Genomic DNA, 19,406 nt, shown 5'->3' with positions numbered 1-19,406 from the left:
TTGCCCGTCACCCAAGAAGGTCACCCAAGAAAATCATTTACGCAAGTCCCCCGGCAGCGCGGCCTGATCGATCAGCCAGACGGTTTCGCCCAGCGATCGCGCGCGGTTTGCCGGCAGGTTCTCGCCTGCGAACAGGCGCGTCAAGATCGCGCGCTTGTTTTCGCCCGCGACCTCGAACAGCATCTCGCGGCAGGAGGCGAGGGCAGGCAGGGTCAAGGAGACCCGCGGCACGAACGGCTCGACATTGGCCTTGGGCACCCCGACCACCCAGCGCTGGGTTTCCTCGACCGCGGGGAAGCCGGGAAACAGCGAGGCGGTGTGGCCATCGGGCCCGATGCCCATCAGCACGAGGTCGAACAGCGGCCGCTTCGGATCGAGCTGTTCGGCGCCGTAGAAGGCCATCAGCTCGTTCTCGTACAGCGCCGCACTGACGTCGGGATCCCTGAGATCGGCGGTGTCGGTTGCGATCGGATGGACATTCGCGGCCGGGGCGCAGCGGTCGAGGAAGGCCTGGCGCGCCATGCTCATATTGTGCAGTGGGTCCTTGCGCGGCACCAGGCGCTCATCGCCGATGAACCAGTCGATGCGATCCCACGGAATCCTCCGACGATAGTCTGGCGTCGCCAGCAGCTGGTAGAGCGCCTTGGGGCTGGAGCCGCCGGTGAGGCACACCGCGACCCGGCCGCTGTTCTGGTCGATCCTGGCGATCAACCGTTCGGCGGCGGTCTGCGCCAGTGCGGCCGGATCGGCGACCGTGATGATCGTGCGCTCGCCGCTCGTGGTCATGGTCAGCTGAGCTTCCGCCAGCTGCGGCCGTCGCGCGTCAATAGCGCGTTGGCCGCCTCCGGGCCTTCGCTGCCGGCCTTGTACGGCTGCAAACCACGCCCGCCGGCAGTCTTCCAGGCATCGAGGAAGGGCTGCACCGCCTGCCATCCGGCCTCGACGCTGTCGGCGCGCTGGAACAGCAGATTGTCGCCGATCATGCAGTCGTAGATCAGAGTCTCGTAGCCGGTCGACGGCTCGGCCTTGAAGTAGTCCTTGTAGCGGAACTTCATCTCGACGCCGTCGATGTTGATGGCCGGGCCAGGCACCTTGGTGTTGAACTGCAGCTCGATGCCTTCGGTCGGCTCGGTCGAGATGACCAGGTAGTTCTGCGACAGGCGGTCGACCGCGGTATCGCGGAACATTGCGAACGGCGCCTGTTTGAACTTGATCGCGATCTCGGTGCGCTTGGTGGTGAGTGCCTTGCCGGTGCGCAGGTAGAACGGCACGCCGGCCCAGCGCCAATTGTCGATGGTCAGCTTCAGCGCGGCATAGGTCTCGGTCGAGCTGTCGGGCTTGACGTCCGGTGTCTTGAGATAGTCCTCGATCTCGGTGTCACCGATCCGGCCGCCGCGATATTGGCCGCGCACCGAGTTGGACAGCGCCTCCTGCGCACTCTGGATCTGGATCGCGCTCAGCACCTCGGCCTTTTCCGAGCGCACCGCATGGGCGTCGAAGCGCGCCGGCGGCTCCATCGTCACCAGCGACAGCAGCTGGAACAGATGGTTCGGCACCATGTCGCGCAGCGCGCCGGTGGCGTCATAGAAGCTGCCGCGATGGCCGACGCCGAGCTTCTCGTCGACGGTGATCTGGATGTGGTCGATATGGTTGCGATTCCAGATCGGCTCGAACATGCCGTTGGCAAAGCGCAGCACCAGGATGTTCTGGACGGTTTCCTTGCCGAGGTAATGGTCGATCCGGTAGATCTGATGCTCATCCATCAGCTTCAGCAGCGCGGCATTCAGCGCCCTGGCCGACGCCAGATCGGTGCCGAACGGCTTTTCGATGATCAGCCGCCGCCAGGCGCCGTTCTCCTCCAGCATGCCGGTGCGTCCGAGTTGCTCGCTGATCGGCAGGAAGGCGTTCGGGGGGGTCGCGAGATAGAACAGCCGGTTGCCGCCGGTGCCGCGCGCCGTCTCGAGCTTGTCGAGCCGTTCGTTCATGGCATCGAACGAAGCGGGATCTCTCGGATCGGCTTCGATCGAGGTGACGCATTCGAACAGCCGCTTCGCGATCGCCTCGTCCACTGGACGGGTCGCGAACTTGCGCAGCCCCTGCAGCAGGCTGTCGGTCAGCTGCTCGCTCGACATGCCCTTGCGGACGATGCCGACGACGCAGAACTTTTCCGGCAGGAGATTGCCGGCGGCGAGATTGTAGAGCGCCGGGACGACCAGCCGGTGTGTCAGATCACCGGTGGCGCCGAAGATGATGAAGGAGCAAGGATCGGGTTTCTTCTGCACGTGACCTTCCGCGGTTCGTTTTAAGCCTTCTTCGGCGGCTCCTTGTGGCCGCCAAACCCTGCGCGCATCGCCGACAGGATCTTCTCGGCGAAGGTGTGATCCTTGCGCGAACGGAAGCGGGTGTAGAGCGCCGCCGTCAGCACCTCGGCCGGCACCGCCTCATCGACCGCGGCATTGACGGTCCAGCGGCCTTCGCCGGAATCCTCGACAAAGCCGGAGTAATTGTCGAGCGTGTGGTTCTGCGCCAGCGCCGACGCCGTGAGGTCGAGCAGCCAGGACGGGATCACGCTGCCGCGCCGCCAGACTTCGGCGATGTCGGCGATGTCGAGATCGAAGCGATGGTCGGGCGGCAGCGCCTCGATGTTGGCGTTCTTCAGGATGTCGAAGCCTTCGGCATAGGCCTGCATCAGGCCGTATTCGATGCCGTTGTGGATCATCTTGACGAAATGCCCCGCGCCGATCGGACCGGCGTGGATGTAGCCCTGTTCGATGCGCGGATCGCGACCGTCGCGGCCGGAGGTGCGCGGGATGTCGCCGATGCCGGGCGCCAGCGTCTTGAAGATCGGGTCGAGCCGGTCGACGACGGGTTTGTCGCCGCCGATCATCATGCAGTAGCCGCGCTCGATGCCCCAGATGCCGCCGCTGGTGCCGACATCGACATAATGCAGCCCACGCTCCCTGAGCGCCTTGCCGCGGCGGACGTCGTCCTGCCAGAAGGTGTTGCCGCCGTCGATGATGACGTCGCCGGGTTGCATCAGCTTCGACAGCGCCTCGATGGTGGCTTCGGTGATCTTGCCGGCCGGCAGCATCACCCAGGCGGTGCGTGGCGCCTCCAGCTTGAGGACGAAATCCTCCAGCGACGAGGAGCCGGTGGCATTGTCGGCGACGAGTGCCGCGACCGCCTTCGGATCCTTGTCGTAGACCACGGTGGTGTGACCCTGGGTCATCAGGCGGCGGACGATGTTGCCGCCCATCCGCCCGAGGCCGATCATGCCGAGTTGCATCCTGGCCTCCGTCAGTTCAGTGCGGCCGAGATCGCGGCATCGAGTGCCGCAAGCCCGGAGGTGAGGTCGCCCTTGAGATGCACGCGCAGCGCCCGCCTGCCGCGCTCGGTGAGCACGTCGAAATCGCCGCGCGCCTGCGCCGCCTTGATCACGCCGAAGGTCGCTTTCTGGCCGGGCACGGTCAGGTCCTTGCTGTCGTCGGTCGTCACCTGCAGGAACACGCCGCTGTCGGGCCCGCCCTTGTAGGCCTGTCCGGTCGAATGCAGGAAGCGCGGGCCGAATTCGGCGCAGGTCGCAAGGTGTTTCGCATCGCGCACCTTCAGCCGCATCGCCTGCATGGCATCGATGGTGTCGCCGTCGCGCTCGATATAGGCGAGCAGGGCGACATAGTCGCCGCGGTCGGAGCGCGAGAGGTGGGCCTTGATCCAGGAATCGAGGTCGCCATTGGCGCCGGCCTTGCGCAGCTCCTCGGCGTTCTGCGCGTCGGTGTAGAGCTCGACGCCATCCGCCGACACCACCGGCCGCTCGGCCGGCAGCGATCCGGTCTTCTCGAACGCCGCCGTCAGCTCGCGCGTCTTGATCTTGGCAGCCTCGACGTCGGGCTGGTTGAACGGGTTGATGCCGAGGATGGAGCCTGCCACCGCGGTCGCGATCTCGAAGCGGAAGAACTCCTGGCCGATATGGTCGATCGACTTCATCACGATCCGGACCACGGGATGGCCGGCGGCCTCGAGCGCGGCGAGCTTGGCCTCATGCGCGGCGTCGTGCTCGCCCTCGGTGCGCAGGTCGATGAAGAAGCGGTCGTTGCCGTAGACCGCGGCGTCGCCGATGGTCTCGCCCTCGATCGGGATCAGGCCCTTGCCGTCCTTGCCGGTCGATTCCGCGATCAGCTGCTCGGCCCAGGCGCCGAAATCGGCGACCTCGGGCGAGGCGAAGATCGTCACCTTGTCGCGGCCTTCGAGCCCGGCGATGCCCATCGCCAGCCCGAGCTGGACGCCCGGGTTTTCCTGCGGCGGCACGTCGGCGCCGCACGAGCGCACCATGGCTAGCGTATGGCCGAGCAGGCTGCGGACGTCGATGCCCGCGGCCGCCGCCGGCACCAGGCCGAACGGCGACAGCACGGAATAGCGGCCGCCGATTGCAGGGTCGCCGTAGAAGATGCGGGCAAAGCCTTGCTTGATCGCGACCTTCTGCAGCGACGAACCGGGATCGGTCACCGCGATGAAACGATGGCCGGCCTTGTCCTTGCCGATCGCCTTGGCCACCCGGTCGAAGAAATAGTCCTTCATCACGTTCGGCTCGGTGGTGCCGCCGGATTTGGAGGAGACGATGAACAGCGTCTTTGCGATGTCGACATACTCCTCCATCGCGCGCACCTGGGCCGGATCAGTGGAATCGAGCACGTGCAGCCGCGGGAAGCCGGACTTGTGCGGGAAGGTCTGGGCCAGCACCTCCGGCCCGAGGCTCGATCCGCCCATGCCGAGCACGACGGCGTCGGTGAAGTTCTGGCCCTTCACGCGCTTGGCGAAATCCTCATAGTCGGCGACGTCGGCGGTTGCAGCGCTGGTCAGCCAGCCCAGCCATTTGTCCTCGTCATCGCCGGTCCAGACCGACTTGTCCTTGTGCCAGAGCCTTCGGATCTTGGCCGATACGCGCCATTCCTCGGTGCTTTTCTCGACCGCCTTCTCGATACCGGCGCCGAGCGCCAGCTTCTGATGGTCGATGCCGCCGCCGAGCGAGGTCGCGCGCTTGTGGGCGACCGCGCCGTACAGCTTGTCGGCCGCGTCGGCGAACAGCTTGACGCCGTCCTTGACCAACTCCTCGGTGATCGCATCGAGCGAGATGCCGGACTTCTCCAGCTCGTCCAGCACGTGGCGGGCGTCCTCGACATTCTCCTCGAGGCTGTCGCGGACCTTGCCGTGGTCGCGGAAGGCATCGAGGGTTGCCGGCGGCACGGTGTTGACGGTGTCGGGGCCGATCAGCTCCTCGACATAGAGCACGTCGCTGTAGTCCTTGTTCTTGGTGCCGGTCGAAGCCCACAGCAGCCGCTGCGGCTTGGCGCCCTTGGCCGTGAGCTTGTCCCAGCGCGGGCCGGAGAACAGGCGCTTGTAGTCCTGGTAGGCGAGCTTTGCATTGGCGATCGCGACCTTGCCCTTCAAGGCCGCGAGCCGCTCCTTCTCGGACGGGTCGTTGGCGCGTGCGATCTTCTCGTCGAGCTGCTTGTCGACGGCAGAGTCGATGCGGCTGACGAAGAAGCTGGCGACGCTTGCCACATAGGAGGGATCGCCGCCCTTGGCGACGTACTTCTCCAGGCCCTTGAGATAGGCTTCCGCGACCTGGCGATAGACCTTCTGCGAGAACAGCAGCGTGATGTTGATGCTGATGCCTTCGCCGATCAGGTACTCGACCGCCGGCAGGCCCTCCGGCGTCGCCGGCACCTTGACCATCAGGTTCTTGCGGTGGACGTCCTTCCAGAGCCGCTCGGCCTCCGCGATCGTGCCCTTGGTGTCCATCGCCAGATAGGGCGACACTTCGAGGCTGACGAAGCCGTCGCCGCCATGGCTCTGGTCGTAGACCGGGCGCAGCACGTCGGCGGCGTGCTGGATGTCCTCGACCGCGAGGTGTTCGAACAGGTCGGCGACCGAGCGGTCGCCCTTCTTGAGGGCCTTGCCGATCGCCCCGTCATACTCGTCCGAGCTGCCGATCGCCTTCTCGAAGATCGAGGGGTTGGACGTCACGCCTTTGACGCCGTCGGTCTCGATCAGCCGCTTCAGGTCGCCCTTGGCGACGAAGCCGCGGGCAAGGAAGTCGAGCCAGACGGCCTGGCGGTGATTTTCGAGTGCTTTGACGGGGTTCATGGGTGCCTGTTCTCGTTCGATCGAGGGTCGATTTTTGGGTTCCCGGGCAGCTTTCGGGGGCGGAGGCGGATTGTCAACATGACTGGGGGCCCGGGCGGAATATCAGCATTCCCAAGGGATAACGCCATTCACAACAGTTCGATCCCCTCGGACGCCGGTGCGAGCAGACCCTGATCTCGGCACATTTTTATGACGCGTTGCGGGCGCGCGGCCGCGCGTCAGGGCCGCAGGTAGAGGTAGCCCTGGGATTGCAGCTCGGCGAGGCGGACCACACCGCCGCGCTCGGCGGCGACGAAGCCCGGGAGCAGGTCGGCGAGGGTGATGTTCTGCGATTTCATGGTGTTGCCGCAGGCGACGAGTTCAATTCCGTCCGTCGTGAGCTGCCGGACATGCCTCGTCAGGTCGGGATTGGCCGCCGCCGAACGAAACGCCTTCAGCGCCTGGCCGTGCACCACGAGTGCGATCGTCACATTGCCGGGGCCGCCGACGCCGTCGAGATGGTTCTGGATGTTGCCGATCACGAAATTGACCTTGCCGAGGTCGTCGAGGTGATAGACCACCTTCAGCTTTCCCGGTGGTGGGGTCTCAGTGGCGGCGTTCGCCCGTGGCGCTGTAAAGGCAGCGCCGATCGCCGAGAGGGTGCCCCACAGGATGCTGCGTCGGTGCATGGCGTCCCTCGCGCAATGATTGTCGACCGGCGCAAAGCCTATCACTTGTGCCGGAGCGCAGCGAGTTCCTTGCGGTCGGTCACAAGTTCGGCGCATTCGCCCAAGTCTGCGCGATCGACGCGGAAGATCTTGTCGTCGGCGCCGGCGAGCAGCGCTTCGCCGGCGTCGTCGTCGCGATTCCACACCACGATGCGGCCAAGGCGGGCGATCGCGGATTTGTCGTCTTTCGACAACGCCACGGTGATACCGCCGCCCTCACAATCCACGCTGCATTCGAAGCGTATCTCCTGTCCGGATTCGGTCGCGATCGCGTGGTTGCAGTAGCCGCTGGAGTCGAAATTGCCGGGGCGGTGGCGGTAAGCGACGCCGAGCCGGAACGAGTAGTTGGTGGTCTTGTTCTCCGGCGCATCCTCGGCGGCGACGAGCAGCTTCATCGCGCTGACCTTCTGCTTCGGATGCTGTGCCAGATGATTTGCATCGTACCCCCGTACGAAGCAGGCATAGGCTTTCGCGCCGGGCGGGCCTGCGAACATCCTGTTGTCGAAGGCGGCCGCCCTGGCTTTGTCGACGCCTTCCTGCGCCTCGACGGTTAACGCCGCGCCGGCGCAGGCTGCGGCGGCAAGTGCGACAACAAGGAGTGCCTGCTTCATGACCGCCTCGGGAATAGCCCGCGCCTCCAAGGTGTCATCTTTACAGCGCGGCAATGGTGCCGCGTGGAACTGCGCGGGCTCGTTGCCTTAGTCGCGGCGACAAGGAGGCACGTTCAACCTCGTCTGACAGTTTGTTCATGCGAGTCTGTGACGTACACATCTTGACGCCAAGGCAGGACAGCCACACCTTTTCAGGGAGCCCAACGTTCATCGCCGGACGGGGAAGTTGCCCCGCTCGGATGTCCGCTTCGAAGGCCTGGGCCCCGGTAAACCACGGATGTGGCGAGGGGGTTACAGACACCAAAAACAAGGGGATATTGATGAACCATTAAGCTTCCTGCCTGTTGATAAGGCAGAGGCTGCACGCGCCGTGCATTGCCGAAATGAGTCGGTCGAGTGTCCAATGGACCCAGCGTGCCGACGCTGATTCGATCCTAGGACGCTCTGGTTGCGACTCGTGTCAGTCGTGCGGCGATACATATCGTGGAGAGAGGGATCATGTACAACGATTCTTTGTTCAACGCCTTCGCAAGGTCGTTTGAAGCGCGAAGCCAGACCGACATGTCGATGGCCGAGTATTTGGAGTCGTGTCGAAGTGATCCGATGCGATACGCCAATGCGGCCGAGCGGTTATTAGCGGCAATCGGTGAGCCCCAGATGATCGACACGGCCAAGGACCCACGCCTTGGCCGTATCTTTTTGAACCGTACGATCAGATCGTATCCGGCCTTCGCCGGCTTCTTCGGCATGGAGGACACGATCGAACGCCTGGTCGGCTTCTTCCGCCACGCCGCACAGGGCCTCGAAGAGCGCAAGCAAATCCTCTATCTGCTCGGACCGGTCGGTGGCGGCAAGTCGTCGCTCGCTGAGCGCATCAAGGCGCTGATGGAAATTCATCCGATTTACGTGCTGAAGGCGGGTGACGAGCTGTCGCCGGTGTTCGAGAGCCCGCTCGGGTTGTTCGACCCCGAGCAGCTCGGGCCGATGATCGAGGAGAAGTACGGCATTCCGCGCCGCCGGCTGAGCGGGTTGATGTCGCCCTGGGCCTACAAGCGGCTCGAGGCCTTCGGCGGCGACATCTCGCAATTCCGCGTCGCGCGCATCCAGCCCTCCCGGCTGCGCCAGATCGCGGTCGCCAAGACCGAGCCCGGTGACGAGAACAACCAGGACATCTCCTCGCTGGTCGGCAAGGTCGACATCCGCAAGCTCGAGACCTACGCCCAGAACGACCCGGACGCCTACAGCTATTCCGGCGGCCTCAACCGCGCCAACCAGGGCGTGCTCGAGTTCGTCGAGATGTTCAAGGCGCCGATCAAGATGCTGCACCCGCTGCTGACGGCGACCCAGGAGGGCAACTACATCGGCACCGAGAACATCGGTGCGATCCCGTTCACCGGCATCATCCTCGCCCACTCGAACGAAGCCGAGTGGCAGAGCTTCAAGACCAACAAGAACAACGAGGCCTTCATCGACCGCATCTGCGTCATCAAGGTCCCGTACTGCCTGCGGGTCACCGAGGAGCAGAAGATCTACGAGAAGCTGATCCAGACCTCCGAGCTTGCCGCCGCGCCGTGCGCGCCGGCCACGCTGGAAACGCTGGCCCGCTTCTCGGTGATGTCGCGGCTGCGCAAGCACGAGAACTCGACGCTGTTCGGCAAGATGCGGGTCTATGACGGCGAGAGCCTGAAGGAATCCGATCCGAAGGCGCGCAGCGTGCAGGAATACAAGGACGCTGCCGGCGTCGACGAGGGCATGGACGGCGTCTCCACCCGCTTTGCCTTCAAGGTGCTGGCCTCGACCTTCAATCACGACACCACCGAGGTCGGCGCCGATGCTGTGCATCTGATGTATGTGCTGGAGATGGCGATCCGCCGCGAGCAGCTGCCTGACGAGGTCGAGAAGCGCTATCTCGAATTCATCAAGGCCGACCTCGCACCGCGCTATGCCGAGTTCATCGGCAACGAGATCCAGAAGGCCTATCTGGAATCCTACTCCGACTACGGCCAGAACCTGTTCGACCGCTATGTCGACTATGCCGACGCCTGGATCGAGGATCAGGACTTCAAGGATCCCGACACCGGCCAGCTGATGAACCGTGAGCTTTTGAATCAAGAGCTGACCAAGATCGAGAAGCCGGCCGGCATCGCCAACCCGAAGGATTTCCGCAACGAGGTCGTCAAGTTCTCGCTGCGCTCGCGGGCGCACAACAACGGCAAGAACCCGAGCTGGACCTCCTACGAAAAGGTTCGCGACGTGATCGAAAAGCGGATATTCTCGCAGGTCGAGGATCTGCTTCCGGTCATCTCGTTCGGCTCCAAGAAGGACGGCGAGACCGAGAAGAAGCACGGCGAGTTCGTCGAGCGGATGGTGGAGCGCGGTTACACCGAGCGCCAGGTCCGCCGGCTCGTCGAGTGGTACATGCGGGTGAAGCAGGCCGGCTAGTGCACGATCCGGAGAGCCGGCAGCGGCTTTCCGTCTCGTTCCGTCCCGTCCAATAAAAATGCGATGCGACTGTCATGATCGCATCCGGCGTGAGGCAGATGCAACGTGGTCATGCATATCGTCGATCGGCGGCTGAACCCGGGTAGCAAGAGCCTGGAGAACCGTCAGCGCTTCCTGCGGCGCGCCAAGGCGCTGGTGCAGGGGGCCGTCAAGAAGTCGTCGCAGGACCGGGACATCAAGGACGTCCTGGAGGGCGGCGAGGTGACCATCCCGCTGGACGGCATGGATGAGCCGCGGTTCCGGCGCGAGGGCGGCACGCGTGACATGGTGCTGCCCGGCAACAAGAAGTTCGTCGAGGGCGACTGGCTGCAGCGCCCGAACCAGAGCGGCGCCAAGGGCTCGGGCGCGGGTGAGGGCGACAGCGAGGACGCCTTCCGCTTCGTGCTCAGCCGCGAGGAGTTCGTCGACCTCTTCCTCGACGACCTCGAATTGCCTGATCTCGCCAAGCGCAAGCTCGCGGAAACCGAGAGCGAGGGCATCCGGCGCGCAGGCTATGCGACCTCCGGCTCGCCCGCCAACATCTCGATCAGCCGCACGGTGAGCCGGGCGCTGGCGCGACGCGTGGCGCTGCGCCGGCCGCGCAAGGACGAGGTCGAGGCGCTCGAGGCCGAGCTTGCAGAATGCGACGACGAGACGCGGCGTCGCGAACTGCTGGCGCTGCTCGAAGCGCTGAAGGCCAAGGTCAAGCGGATCCCGTTCATCGATCCGATCGACATCCGCTATCGCCGCTTCGAGACGGTGCCGAAGCCGGTGGCGCAGGCCGTGATGTTCTGCCTGATGGACGTCTCGGGCTCGATGTCCGAGCACATGAAGGATCTGGCGAAGCGGTTCTACATGCTGCTCTACGTCTTCCTGAAGCGGCGCTACAAGCATGTCGAGATCGTGTTCATCCGGCACACCGACCGCGCCGAGGAGGTGGACGAGGATACGTTCTTCCATGGACCGGCGTCCGGCGGCACGCTGGTGTCGAGCGCGCTGGTTGCGATGCACGACATCGTTCGAACCCGCTTCCGTCCCGCCGACTGGAACATCTACGCCGCGCAGGCCTCGGACGGCGACAACATGACCTCCGACAGCGGGGTGACCGGGCATCTCCTGACCGACAAGATCCTGCCGGTCTGCCAGTTCTTCGCCTATCTCGAGGTCGGTGAGGCCGCCAACTACACCTTCGACATGCCGGACTCCTCGCTCTGGACGCTCTATGAGCGGCTGCGCAACGAGGGCCAGCCACTGTCGATGCGCAAGGTGAGCGAGCGCGGCGAGATCTTCCCGGTGTTCCAGGACCTGTTCAAGCGCCGCACCAGTCAGGAAAGGGTATAGTTTAATGGGGTCTTCCGGCGAACTGCTGTTCGATGGTGCCGACTGGGATTTCCCGACGCTGCAGCGAATTCACGACGCCTGCGAGGAGGTCGCGCGCAAGGAACTCGGGCTCGACGTGTATCCCAACCAGATCGAGGTGATCACCGCCGAGCAGATGCTCGACGCCTATTCGTCGGTCGGGATGCCGCTGTTCTACAAGCACTGGTCGTTCGGCAAGCAGTTCGCCTTCCAGGAAGCGTCCTATCGCAAGGGTCTGATGGGCCTCGCCTATGAGATCGTGATCAATTCCTCGCCGTGCATCTCCTACTTGATGGAGGAGAATACGGCGACGATGCAGACGCTGGTGATCGCGCACGCGGCGTTCGGGCACAATCACTTCTTCAAGAACAACTATCTGTTCAAGCAGTGGACTGACGCCGAAGGCATCCTCGATTATCTCGAATTCGCCAAGGGCTACATCGCGGTCTGCGAGGATCGTCATGGCCGCGAGACGGTGGAGCGGACGCTCGATGCCGCCCATGCGCTGATGTCGCATGGCGTCGACCGCTATCCCGGAAAGAAGACGCTCGACCTGCGTGCCGAGGAGAAGCGCGCCGGTGAGCGCCGGCAGCACGAGGAAGCCGTGTTCAACGATCTGTGGCGGACGGTGCCGAACACCAAGGCCAAGAGCAAGGCTACACTCAGCGCCGAGCGACGCCACGCCCTGCTCGGTCTGCCGCAGGAGAACATCCTCTACTTCCTCGAGAAGACCGCGCCGCGCCTGCAAGGCTGGCAGCGCGAGCTCATTCGCATCGTGCGTCACATCGCGCAGTACTTCTACCCGCAGGGCCAGACCAAGGTGATGAACGAGGGCACCGCGACCTACGTCCATTACCGCATCATGAACCGGCTGCATCAGCAGGGCCGGATCACCGACGGCAATTTCCTCGAATTCCTGCAGTCGCACACCAATGTGGTGTTTCAGCCCGAGTTCGACGATCGCCGCTATTCCGGCTTCAATCCATACGCGCTCGGCTTTGCCATGATGCAGGACATCGAGCGGATCGTGAAGAATCCGGAGGACGAGGACCGCGCCTGGTTCCCCGACATCGCCGGCAAGGGCGACGTCGAGGGCGTGCTGCGCGAGATCTGGAGCAACTACCGCGACGAGAGCTTCATCAACCAGTTCCTCAGCCCGGCGCTGATCCGGCGCTTCCGCATGTTCCATCTGCACGACGACCCCGCCGAAAGCCAGGGCATCAAGGTCGATGCGATCCATGACGAGCGCGGCTACCGGCGGGTGCGCCGCGAGCTGGCGCGGCAATACGATGTCGGCTTCGTCGACGCCAATATCGAGGTCGTGGATGTCGATCTCGACGGCGATCGTCGCCTGATGCTGCGTCACACCACCGTGAAGGGCGCGCAGCTCAACGAGACCGACACGCGGCGCGTGCTGCAGCATCTCGCCGACCTGTGGACCTACGACGTGGCACTCACCGAACTCGACGGCGCCGACAAGGTGCTGAAGGAGTACGTCGTCAGCCCGCGCGCGGCTGCGGTCGCTGCCTGAGGCGTGCGCTCACGCAGCGATCAGCGCGCGGTGACCGCCGCGCGGAACGCGAGTCTTGCTTGGTGAACCCTCGTGTCCACCGAAGGCTCGCATCATGAACATCCCGGCAACATTCCGATATTGAACGCGCACCATGTTCCACGCGCGAACGTGATTGCCGGCATGCGGAAACCTCATTGCAGTCTTCTTGGCGATTGCCTGCGCGGGCGCGATTGATAATGTGCGCCGCGTCAAGAAAACCAAGAAAAGGATACGCTCTTGTCAACTCGCTCCCGCCTGGCGGGCTTTCTCGCCTTCACCGCGCTCACAGCCTCGTCGATCTCGCCGTCCGTTGCAGCCGATTCCGCGATCAGAATAGGAAACACCGCGCCCTATAGCGGCCCGGCGTCTGCCTACGGCACGATCGCACGCGCCGAAGCTGCGTATTTCCAGATGCTCAACGATCAGGGCGGCATCAACGGCCGCAAGATCGATTTCGAGAGTCTCGACGACGCTTATTCGCCGTCGAAGACGGTCGAGCAGACCCGCAAGCTGGTCGAGCAGGACGAGGTGCTCGCGATCTTCAGCGCGGTCGGCACCGCGCCCAACATCTCGGTGCAGAAATATCTGAACATCAAGCACGTGCCTCAGCTGTTCGTGTCCTCAGGCGCGACACGCTGGAACGATCCGAAGCAGTTCCCGTGGACGGTCGGTTTCAATCCAACCTACGAGCTCGAAGGCCGGCTCTATGCAAAGTACATCCTGAAGACCAAGCCGGACGCGAAGATCGCGGTTATCACGCCGAACGAAGACGCCGGCAAGGACTATCTCAGGGGCTTCAAGGACGGGCTTGGCGAGCAAGTCGGCCAGATCGTTGCGGAGACCACCTACCTCACGACCGATCCGACCATCGATTCCCAGATGGTGACGATGCGCGAGTCCGGTGCCGACGTGTTCTTCGCCGAAGCGACGCCGAAATTCGCCGCGCAAGCGCTGCGCAAGGCGGCGAGCATGGGCTGGAAGCCGCTCACCATCCTGCCGACCGTCTCCAACTCGGTCTCCGCAGTGCTCGAGCCGGCCGGGCTCGAGAACGTCATCGGTGTCGTGACCGGGCTCTATCTGAAGGACCCGACCGATCCGCGCTGGGCCGACGATCCGGCGCAGCAGGAGTTCTCGGCCTGGATGAAGAAATATCAGCCGAATGCGAGCCCGGGCGACCTCTTCAACGTGCAGGGCTACACCGTCGCGCAGGTCATGACGGCGGTGCTGAAGAACTGCAACGGCGACTATAGCCGCGACAACATCATCAAGCAGGCGACCAATCTGAATCCGCTCGAACTGCCGATGCTGCTGCCGGGCATCAAGGTGCAGACCGAGCCCGACAATGTGACGCCGGTCCGCCAGATCCAGATGGCGCGGTTCGACGGCAAGTCGTGGGCGCTGTTCGGCGACGTCTTGAACGACAAGTAGCCGTCACCAACTCCGTTGTCGTCCCTGCCTAGTGCGCAATTGCGCACTAGGCAGGGACGATACCGAGTTTGTCGCACATCCTTGCCACGTCATCGTGACGGTGAGAATGTGTGCTCAGCGCAGGCTGGCGTTGATCTTGTCCAGCACGGCTGAGCCGGGGCACAGCGCCTGTTCGTCAAGCGTGTTGAGCGGCGTCTCGACGGTGTCGAGATGGGTGTGCAGATCATCGGCATCCGGATCGACGTAAAGGAGCCCGGTGACGATCTGGCCCTTGGCCGCATGCTTCTGCAGGAAGGTCTGTGCTCCGAGCCGATCGTGCGGATCGTAGTCGGCGTCGAGCTTGCGCAGCGCGAGCCGCGAGCCGTCATGCTGCTCGACCACCTGCACGGTGCCGGGCGCGTAGTCGACGCTGATCGGTTCGCGGCCGACCAGCACGTCGAGGCGGTTCACCGCGTCGTTGTGCTCACGGACATAGTCGAAGCTCTTGGTCGAGCCGGCGTGGTTGTTGAAGGCGATGCAGGGGCTGATCACGTCGATGAAGGACGCGCCCTTGTGGCGGATCGCAGCGGCAATCAAGGGAACCAATTGCGTCTTGTCGCCGGAGAAGCTGCGCGCCACGAAGGTGGCCCCTAACTGCAGCGCGATCGCGACCAGGTCGATCGCATTGTCGGTGTTGGTGACGCCCTTCTTGGACTTCGAGCCGCGGTCGGCGGTGGCCGAGAACTGGCCCTTGGTCAGGCCGTACACGCCGTTGTTCTCGACGATATAGGTCATGTTGACGGCGCGCCGGATCGAATGCGCGAACTGGCCGAAGCCGATCGAGGCCGAATCGCCGTCGCCGGAGACGCCGAGATAGATCAGGTCGCGGTTGGCGAGGTTGGCGCCGGTCAGCACCGACGGCATGCGGCCGTGCACCGAGTTGAAGCCGTGCGAATTGCCGAGGAAATAGTCCGGCGTCTTCGACGAGCAGCCGATGCCGGAAATCTTCGCCACCCGGTGCGGCTCGATCGAGAGCTCGTAGCAGGCTTCGATGATCGAGGCGGTGATCGAATCGTGGCCGCAGCCGGCGCACAGGGTCGAGATCTTCCCCTCGTAGTCGCGATGGGTATAGCCCAGCTCGTTCTTCTTCAGGCCGGGATGATGAAACTTCGGCTTTGCAATGTAGGTCATGACGACACCTGCGCTCCCCGCCACGTCATGGCCGGGCTTGTCCCGGCCATCCACGTCTTGGCCAGGAGAAAGAAAGTCGTGGATGCCCGGGACAAGCCCGGGCATGACGCCGGAGAGATCAGATGATCGATCATGTCACGGCCTTGCGGAGAGGGGTCACCTTGAGATGATCCTGGTGGTCGCCGATCGAGTTGGCGATGAAGCGAGCGGTGATCGGCGTGCCGTCATAGTGCAGGATCGGCACCAGCCGCACCGGGTCGATGCCGTTCTCGTTGACGATCAGCTGACGGAGCTGCGCGTCGCGGTTCTGCTCGACCACGTAGACGAAGTCGTGATCGGCGATGAAACTCGCGACGCTGGAGTGGAACGGGAAGGCGCGGATGCGCATGCGGTCGAGCTGATGGCCGCGCGCCTCCAGGATTCCGATCGCCTCGTCCATCGCGGGCGAGGTCGAGCCGAAATAGAGCACGCCATACTTGGTCGGCTTCGCCGCATTGGCCTGCAGCGGCCGCGGCACCATGTCCTGCGCGGTCTCGAACTTGCGCACCAGGCGCTGCATGTTATCGGCGTAGACGGCGCCTTCCTCGGAATAGCGCGCGTAGCGGTCACGCGATGTGCCGCGGGTGAAGTAGGAGCCCTTGGTCGGATGCGTACCGGGATAGGTGCGATACGGGATTCCGTCGCCGTCGACGTCGAGATAGCGGCCGAAGTCGCGGCCTTCCTCGAGCATCTCCGCCGTCATCACCTTGCCGCGGTCGTATTGCTTGGCATCGTCCCACTTCAGCGGGCGGCACAGCCGGTGATTCATCCCGATGTCGAGATCGAGCATCAGGAAGATCGTGGTCTGCAGCCGCTCGGCGAGATCGAAGGCGGCGGCGGCGAACTCGAACGCCTCCGCCGGATCTTCCGGGAACAGCAGCACATGCTTGGTGTCGCCATGCGAGGCATAGGCGCAGGCGATCACGTCGCATTGCTGGGTGCGGGTCGGCATGCCGGTCGAGGGACCGGCGCGCTGGATGTTCATGATCACGGCCGGGATCTCGGCGAAGTAGGACAGGCCGATGAACTCGGTCATCAGCGAGATGCCCGGACCCGAGGTCGCGGTGAAGGCCCGCGCGCCGTTCCAGGACGCGCCGATCACGATGCCGATCGAGGCCAATTCGTCCTCGCCCTGCACGATGGCGTATTTCGCCTTGCCGGTCTCCGGATCGTGACGATACTTCTTGCAGTGGCTGGTGAAGGCTTCCGCCACCGACGATGACGGCGTGATCGGATACCAGGCGCACACGGTGGCGCCGCCATAGACGGCGCCGAGCGCGGCGGCGCTGTTGCCTTCCACGAAGATGCGGTCGCCGACCTTGTCGGACTTCTTCACCCGGAGCCCGATCGGGCATTTCAGGTTCTGCAGCGCCCAGTCGCGGCCGAGATGCAGCGCGTGGACGTTGGAGGAGAGCAGCTTCTCCTTGCCCTTGTACTGCTCGCCGATCAGCTGCTCGACCAGCTTGGGGTCGAGATCGAGCAGCGCGCAGAGTGCGCCAAGATAGATGATGTTCTTGAACAGCTGGCGCTGCCGCGGGTCGGTATAAGTCGAATTGGTGATCGCGGTCAGCGGCACGCCGATAACCGTGATGTCCTCGCGGAATTTCGACGTCGGCATCGGCTTGGTCGAATCGTAGAACAGGTAGCCGCCGGGCTCGATCGAGGCGACGTCCTTGTCCCAGGTCTGCGGGTTCATCGCCACCATCATGTCGACGCCGCCGCGGGCGCCGAGATGGCCGTCCTCGGTGACGCGCACTTCATACCAGGTGGGCAGCCCCTGGATGTTGGACGGGAAGATGTTGCGCGGCGACACCGGCACGCCGTGGCGCAGAATCGAGCGCGCGAACAGTTCGTTGGCGGAGGCCGAGCCCGAACCGTTGACGTTGGCGAAGCGGACGACGAAGTCGTTTACGCTGCTGATCGGGCTTTGGACTGACATGTTGATCCCGCTTGAACCATATCGATGAGGTACTTCTGCATGTCCCAGGCGCCGGTCGGGCAGCGCTCGGCACACAGCCCGCAATGCAGGCAGACATCTTCGTCTTTCACCATGACGCGGCCGGTCTTCAGGTCGCCGGAGACGTAGAGCGCCTGGTCGTGATGCGGCGAGGGGGCCTTCAGGCGCTGCCGCACGTCATCTTCCTCACCGTTCTCGGTGAAGGTGATGCAGTCCATCGGGCAGATGTCGACGCAGGCGTCGCATTCGATGCAGAGCGGCGTGGAGAATACCGTCTGCACGTCGCAATTCAGGCAGCGCTGCGCTTCGCCGAGCGCGAGCTTGAGGTCGTAACCGAGCTCGACTTCGGCGCGGATGTCCTTCAGCGCGATCACCTTGTCGCGATGCGGCACCTTGAAGCGCTTGTCGGCGGAGATGTCGTTGTCGTAGCTCCACTCGTGGATGCCCATCTTCTGCGAGGAGATCTGCACCTCGGGCAGCGGGCGCTCGGTGATGTCCTCGCCGGACAGCATCCGGTGGATCGACAGCGCGGCATCATGGCCGTGCGCCACCGCCCAGATGATGTTCTTCGGCCCGAACGCCGCGTCGCCGCCGAAGAACACCTTCGGATTGGTCGAGACGAACGTCTTTGGGTCGACCTTCGGCATGTGCCACTTGTCGAATTCGATGCCGCAATCGGCTTCGATCCAGGGGAACGCATTCTCCTGGCCGACCGCAACCAGCACATCGTCGCAGGACACGGTCTCGTCCGGCTCGCCCGAGGGCACCAGATTACGCCGGCCCTTGGCGTCGTATTCGGCCTTCACCTTCTGGAAGGTGACGCCAATCAGCTTGCCGGCCACATGCTTGAATGCCACCGGCACCATGTAGTTGAGGATCGGGATGTCCTCGTGCAGCGCGTCTTCCTTCTCCCACGGCGAGGCCTTCATTTCCTCGAAGCCGGAGCGGACGATCACCTTGACGCTCTCGCCGCCGAGGCGGCGCGCGGTGCGGCAGCAATCCATCGCGGTGTTGCCGCCGCCGAGCACGATGACGCGACGGCCGATCTTGTCGACATGGCCGAACGACACGTTGGACAGCCACTCGATGCCGATATGGATGTTGGCGGCGGCCTCCTTGCGGCCGGGAATATCGAGCTCGCGGCCGCGCGGCGCGCCGCTTCCGACGAAGATCGCGTCGTAATTCTCGGAGAGCAGCTGCTTCAGGCTGTCGACGCGCTGGCCGCCCTTGAACTCGACGCCGAGGTTGAGGATGTAATCGGTCTCCTCGTCGATCACGTTGTCGGGCAGGCGGAATTTTGGAATCTGGCTGCGCATCATGCCGCCGGCCTTGGGATCGCCGTCGAACACGGTGCAGTGATAACCGAGCGGGACGAGATCGCGCGCCACGGTCAGTGAGGCGGGGCCGCCGCCGACCAGCGCGATGCGCTTGCCGTTCTTTGGCCCCGGCTTCGGCAGCCGGTGCTTGATGTCGTCCTTGAAGTCGGCGGCGACGCGCTTCAGGCGGCAGATCGCGACCGGAGTGTCCTCGACCCGCCCGCGGCGGCACGCCGGCTCGCATGGACGGTCACAGGTACGTCCGAGAATCCCGGGGAACACATTGGACTGCCAATTGATCATGTAGGCGTCGCTGTAACGCCCCTCAGCAATCAACCGGATGTACTCGGGAACGGGGGTGTGTGCGGGACAAGCCCATTGGCAATCGACTACTTTATGAAAGTAATCCGGCGCCGAGATATCAGTCGGTTTCATTCCTACCTTTGACCCGCGCGAAAAATGCCTGCCCGCGCGGCCTTATCGTTGACGACGAACGCTCACGTGGCGTTGTTCTGGTTTTTGAATTGGATCATAGGCTTATCTTATTAGAGCCGTTCCAGAGAACGCAAAGGCTAAATTGTCCGATCATCAGCTTTCGCGCGGCTGATGCGCGTGTAGCGTTAATCTCGTTTGCGTTATGTG

13 protein-coding genes are annotated in these 19,406 nt (G+C 63.9%); 4 read left to right on the top strand and 9 right to left on the bottom strand.

All coding sequences use genetic code 11. From position 1 onward, the window contains the following. Window positions 1-33 precede the first annotated feature (33 nt). From pgl to JQ573_RS15605, 6 genes are all read right to left on the bottom strand, one after another. On the bottom strand, window positions 34-786 hold the full coding sequence (gene pgl / locus JQ573_RS15630) for a 6-phosphogluconolactonase (protein ID WP_212310685.1): 753 nt from the start codon (window positions 784-786) through the stop codon (window positions 34-36). 2 nt (window positions 787-788) lie between these two features. After that, on the bottom strand, window positions 789-2,282 hold the full coding sequence (zwf, locus tag JQ573_RS15625; RefSeq protein ID WP_212310684.1) for a glucose-6-phosphate dehydrogenase: 1,494 nt from the start codon (window positions 2,280-2,282) through the stop codon (window positions 789-791). Between the two features lie 20 nt (window positions 2,283-2,302). Next, complete coding sequence (gene gnd / locus JQ573_RS15620) at window positions 2,303-3,286, bottom strand: phosphogluconate dehydrogenase (NAD(+)-dependent, decarboxylating) (protein ID WP_212310683.1); 984 nt, start codon at window positions 3,284-3,286, stop codon at window positions 2,303-2,305. Between the two features lie 11 nt (window positions 3,287-3,297). Then, the gene (locus tag JQ573_RS15615) at window positions 3,298-6,144 is read right to left on the bottom strand and encodes a bifunctional transaldolase/phosoglucose isomerase (protein ID WP_212310682.1); all 2,847 of its coding nucleotides are present in this window, start codon (window positions 6,142-6,144) and stop codon (window positions 3,298-3,300) included. Between the two features lie 218 nt (window positions 6,145-6,362). Continuing rightward, a complete protein-coding gene (locus JQ573_RS15610; protein WP_212310681.1) occupies window positions 6,363-6,812 on the bottom strand; it encodes a DsrE family protein in 450 nt (149 codons plus the stop codon). Between the two features lie 41 nt (window positions 6,813-6,853). After that, entirely contained in the window at window positions 6,854-7,462 is a 609-nt protein-coding gene (locus JQ573_RS15605) for a hypothetical protein (RefSeq protein ID WP_212310680.1), read from the bottom strand. A gap of 498 nt (window positions 7,463-7,960) precedes the next feature. On the opposite strand from JQ573_RS15605, the gene JQ573_RS15600 reads away from it, so the two are divergent. From JQ573_RS15600 to JQ573_RS15585, 4 genes are all read left to right on the top strand, one after another. Then, window positions 7,961-9,904, top strand: coding sequence for a PrkA family serine protein kinase (locus tag JQ573_RS15600; RefSeq protein WP_212310679.1), 1,944 nt, complete (start codon window positions 7,961-7,963; stop codon window positions 9,902-9,904). A gap of 111 nt (window positions 9,905-10,015) precedes the next feature. After that, window positions 10,016-11,284 carry a YeaH/YhbH family protein gene (locus JQ573_RS15595; protein WP_212310804.1) on the top strand — a complete coding sequence of 423 codons (1,269 nt, stop codon included), beginning with the start codon at window positions 10,016-10,018 and terminating at the stop codon, window positions 11,282-11,284. A gap of 4 nt (window positions 11,285-11,288) precedes the next feature. Further along, window positions 11,289-12,833 carry a SpoVR family protein gene (locus tag JQ573_RS15590; RefSeq protein ID WP_212310678.1) on the top strand — a complete coding sequence of 515 codons (1,545 nt, stop codon included), beginning with the start codon at window positions 11,289-11,291 and terminating at the stop codon, window positions 12,831-12,833. Between the two features lie 258 nt (window positions 12,834-13,091). Next, window positions 13,092-14,282 (top strand): ABC transporter substrate-binding protein, encoded by a 1,191-nt coding sequence (locus JQ573_RS15585; RefSeq protein ID WP_212310677.1) that lies wholly within the window; start codon window positions 13,092-13,094, stop codon window positions 14,280-14,282. Window positions 14,283-14,396: 114 nt separating this feature from the next. On the opposite strand, the gene JQ573_RS15580 is transcribed toward JQ573_RS15585, so the two are convergent. From JQ573_RS15580 to JQ573_RS15570, 3 genes are all read right to left on the bottom strand, one after another. Then, complete coding sequence (locus JQ573_RS15580; RefSeq protein WP_212310676.1) at window positions 14,397-15,452, bottom strand: 2-oxoacid:ferredoxin oxidoreductase subunit beta; 1,056 nt, start codon at window positions 15,450-15,452, stop codon at window positions 14,397-14,399. Between the two features lie 130 nt (window positions 15,453-15,582). Next, window positions 15,583-17,430: a 2-oxoacid:acceptor oxidoreductase subunit alpha gene (locus JQ573_RS15575; protein ID WP_212310675.1), complete on the bottom strand. Its 1,848-nt coding sequence runs from the start codon at window positions 17,428-17,430 to the stop codon at window positions 15,583-15,585. Next, window positions 17,400-19,199: an FAD-dependent oxidoreductase gene (locus tag JQ573_RS15570; protein WP_212310674.1), complete on the bottom strand. Its 1,800-nt coding sequence runs from the start codon at window positions 19,197-19,199 to the stop codon at window positions 17,400-17,402. Before JQ573_RS15570 ends, JQ573_RS15575 begins: the two co-directional genes overlap by 31 nt. Window positions 19,200-19,406 lie beyond the last annotated feature (207 nt).

The organism is Bradyrhizobium sp. AUGA SZCCT0105 (genome assembly GCF_018129565.1).
Classification (GTDB): domain Bacteria; phylum Pseudomonadota; class Alphaproteobacteria; order Rhizobiales; family Xanthobacteraceae; genus Bradyrhizobium.
Note: the sequence above shows the minus strand (reverse complement) of the source record. Positions and strands in the feature narration are given on the sequence as shown.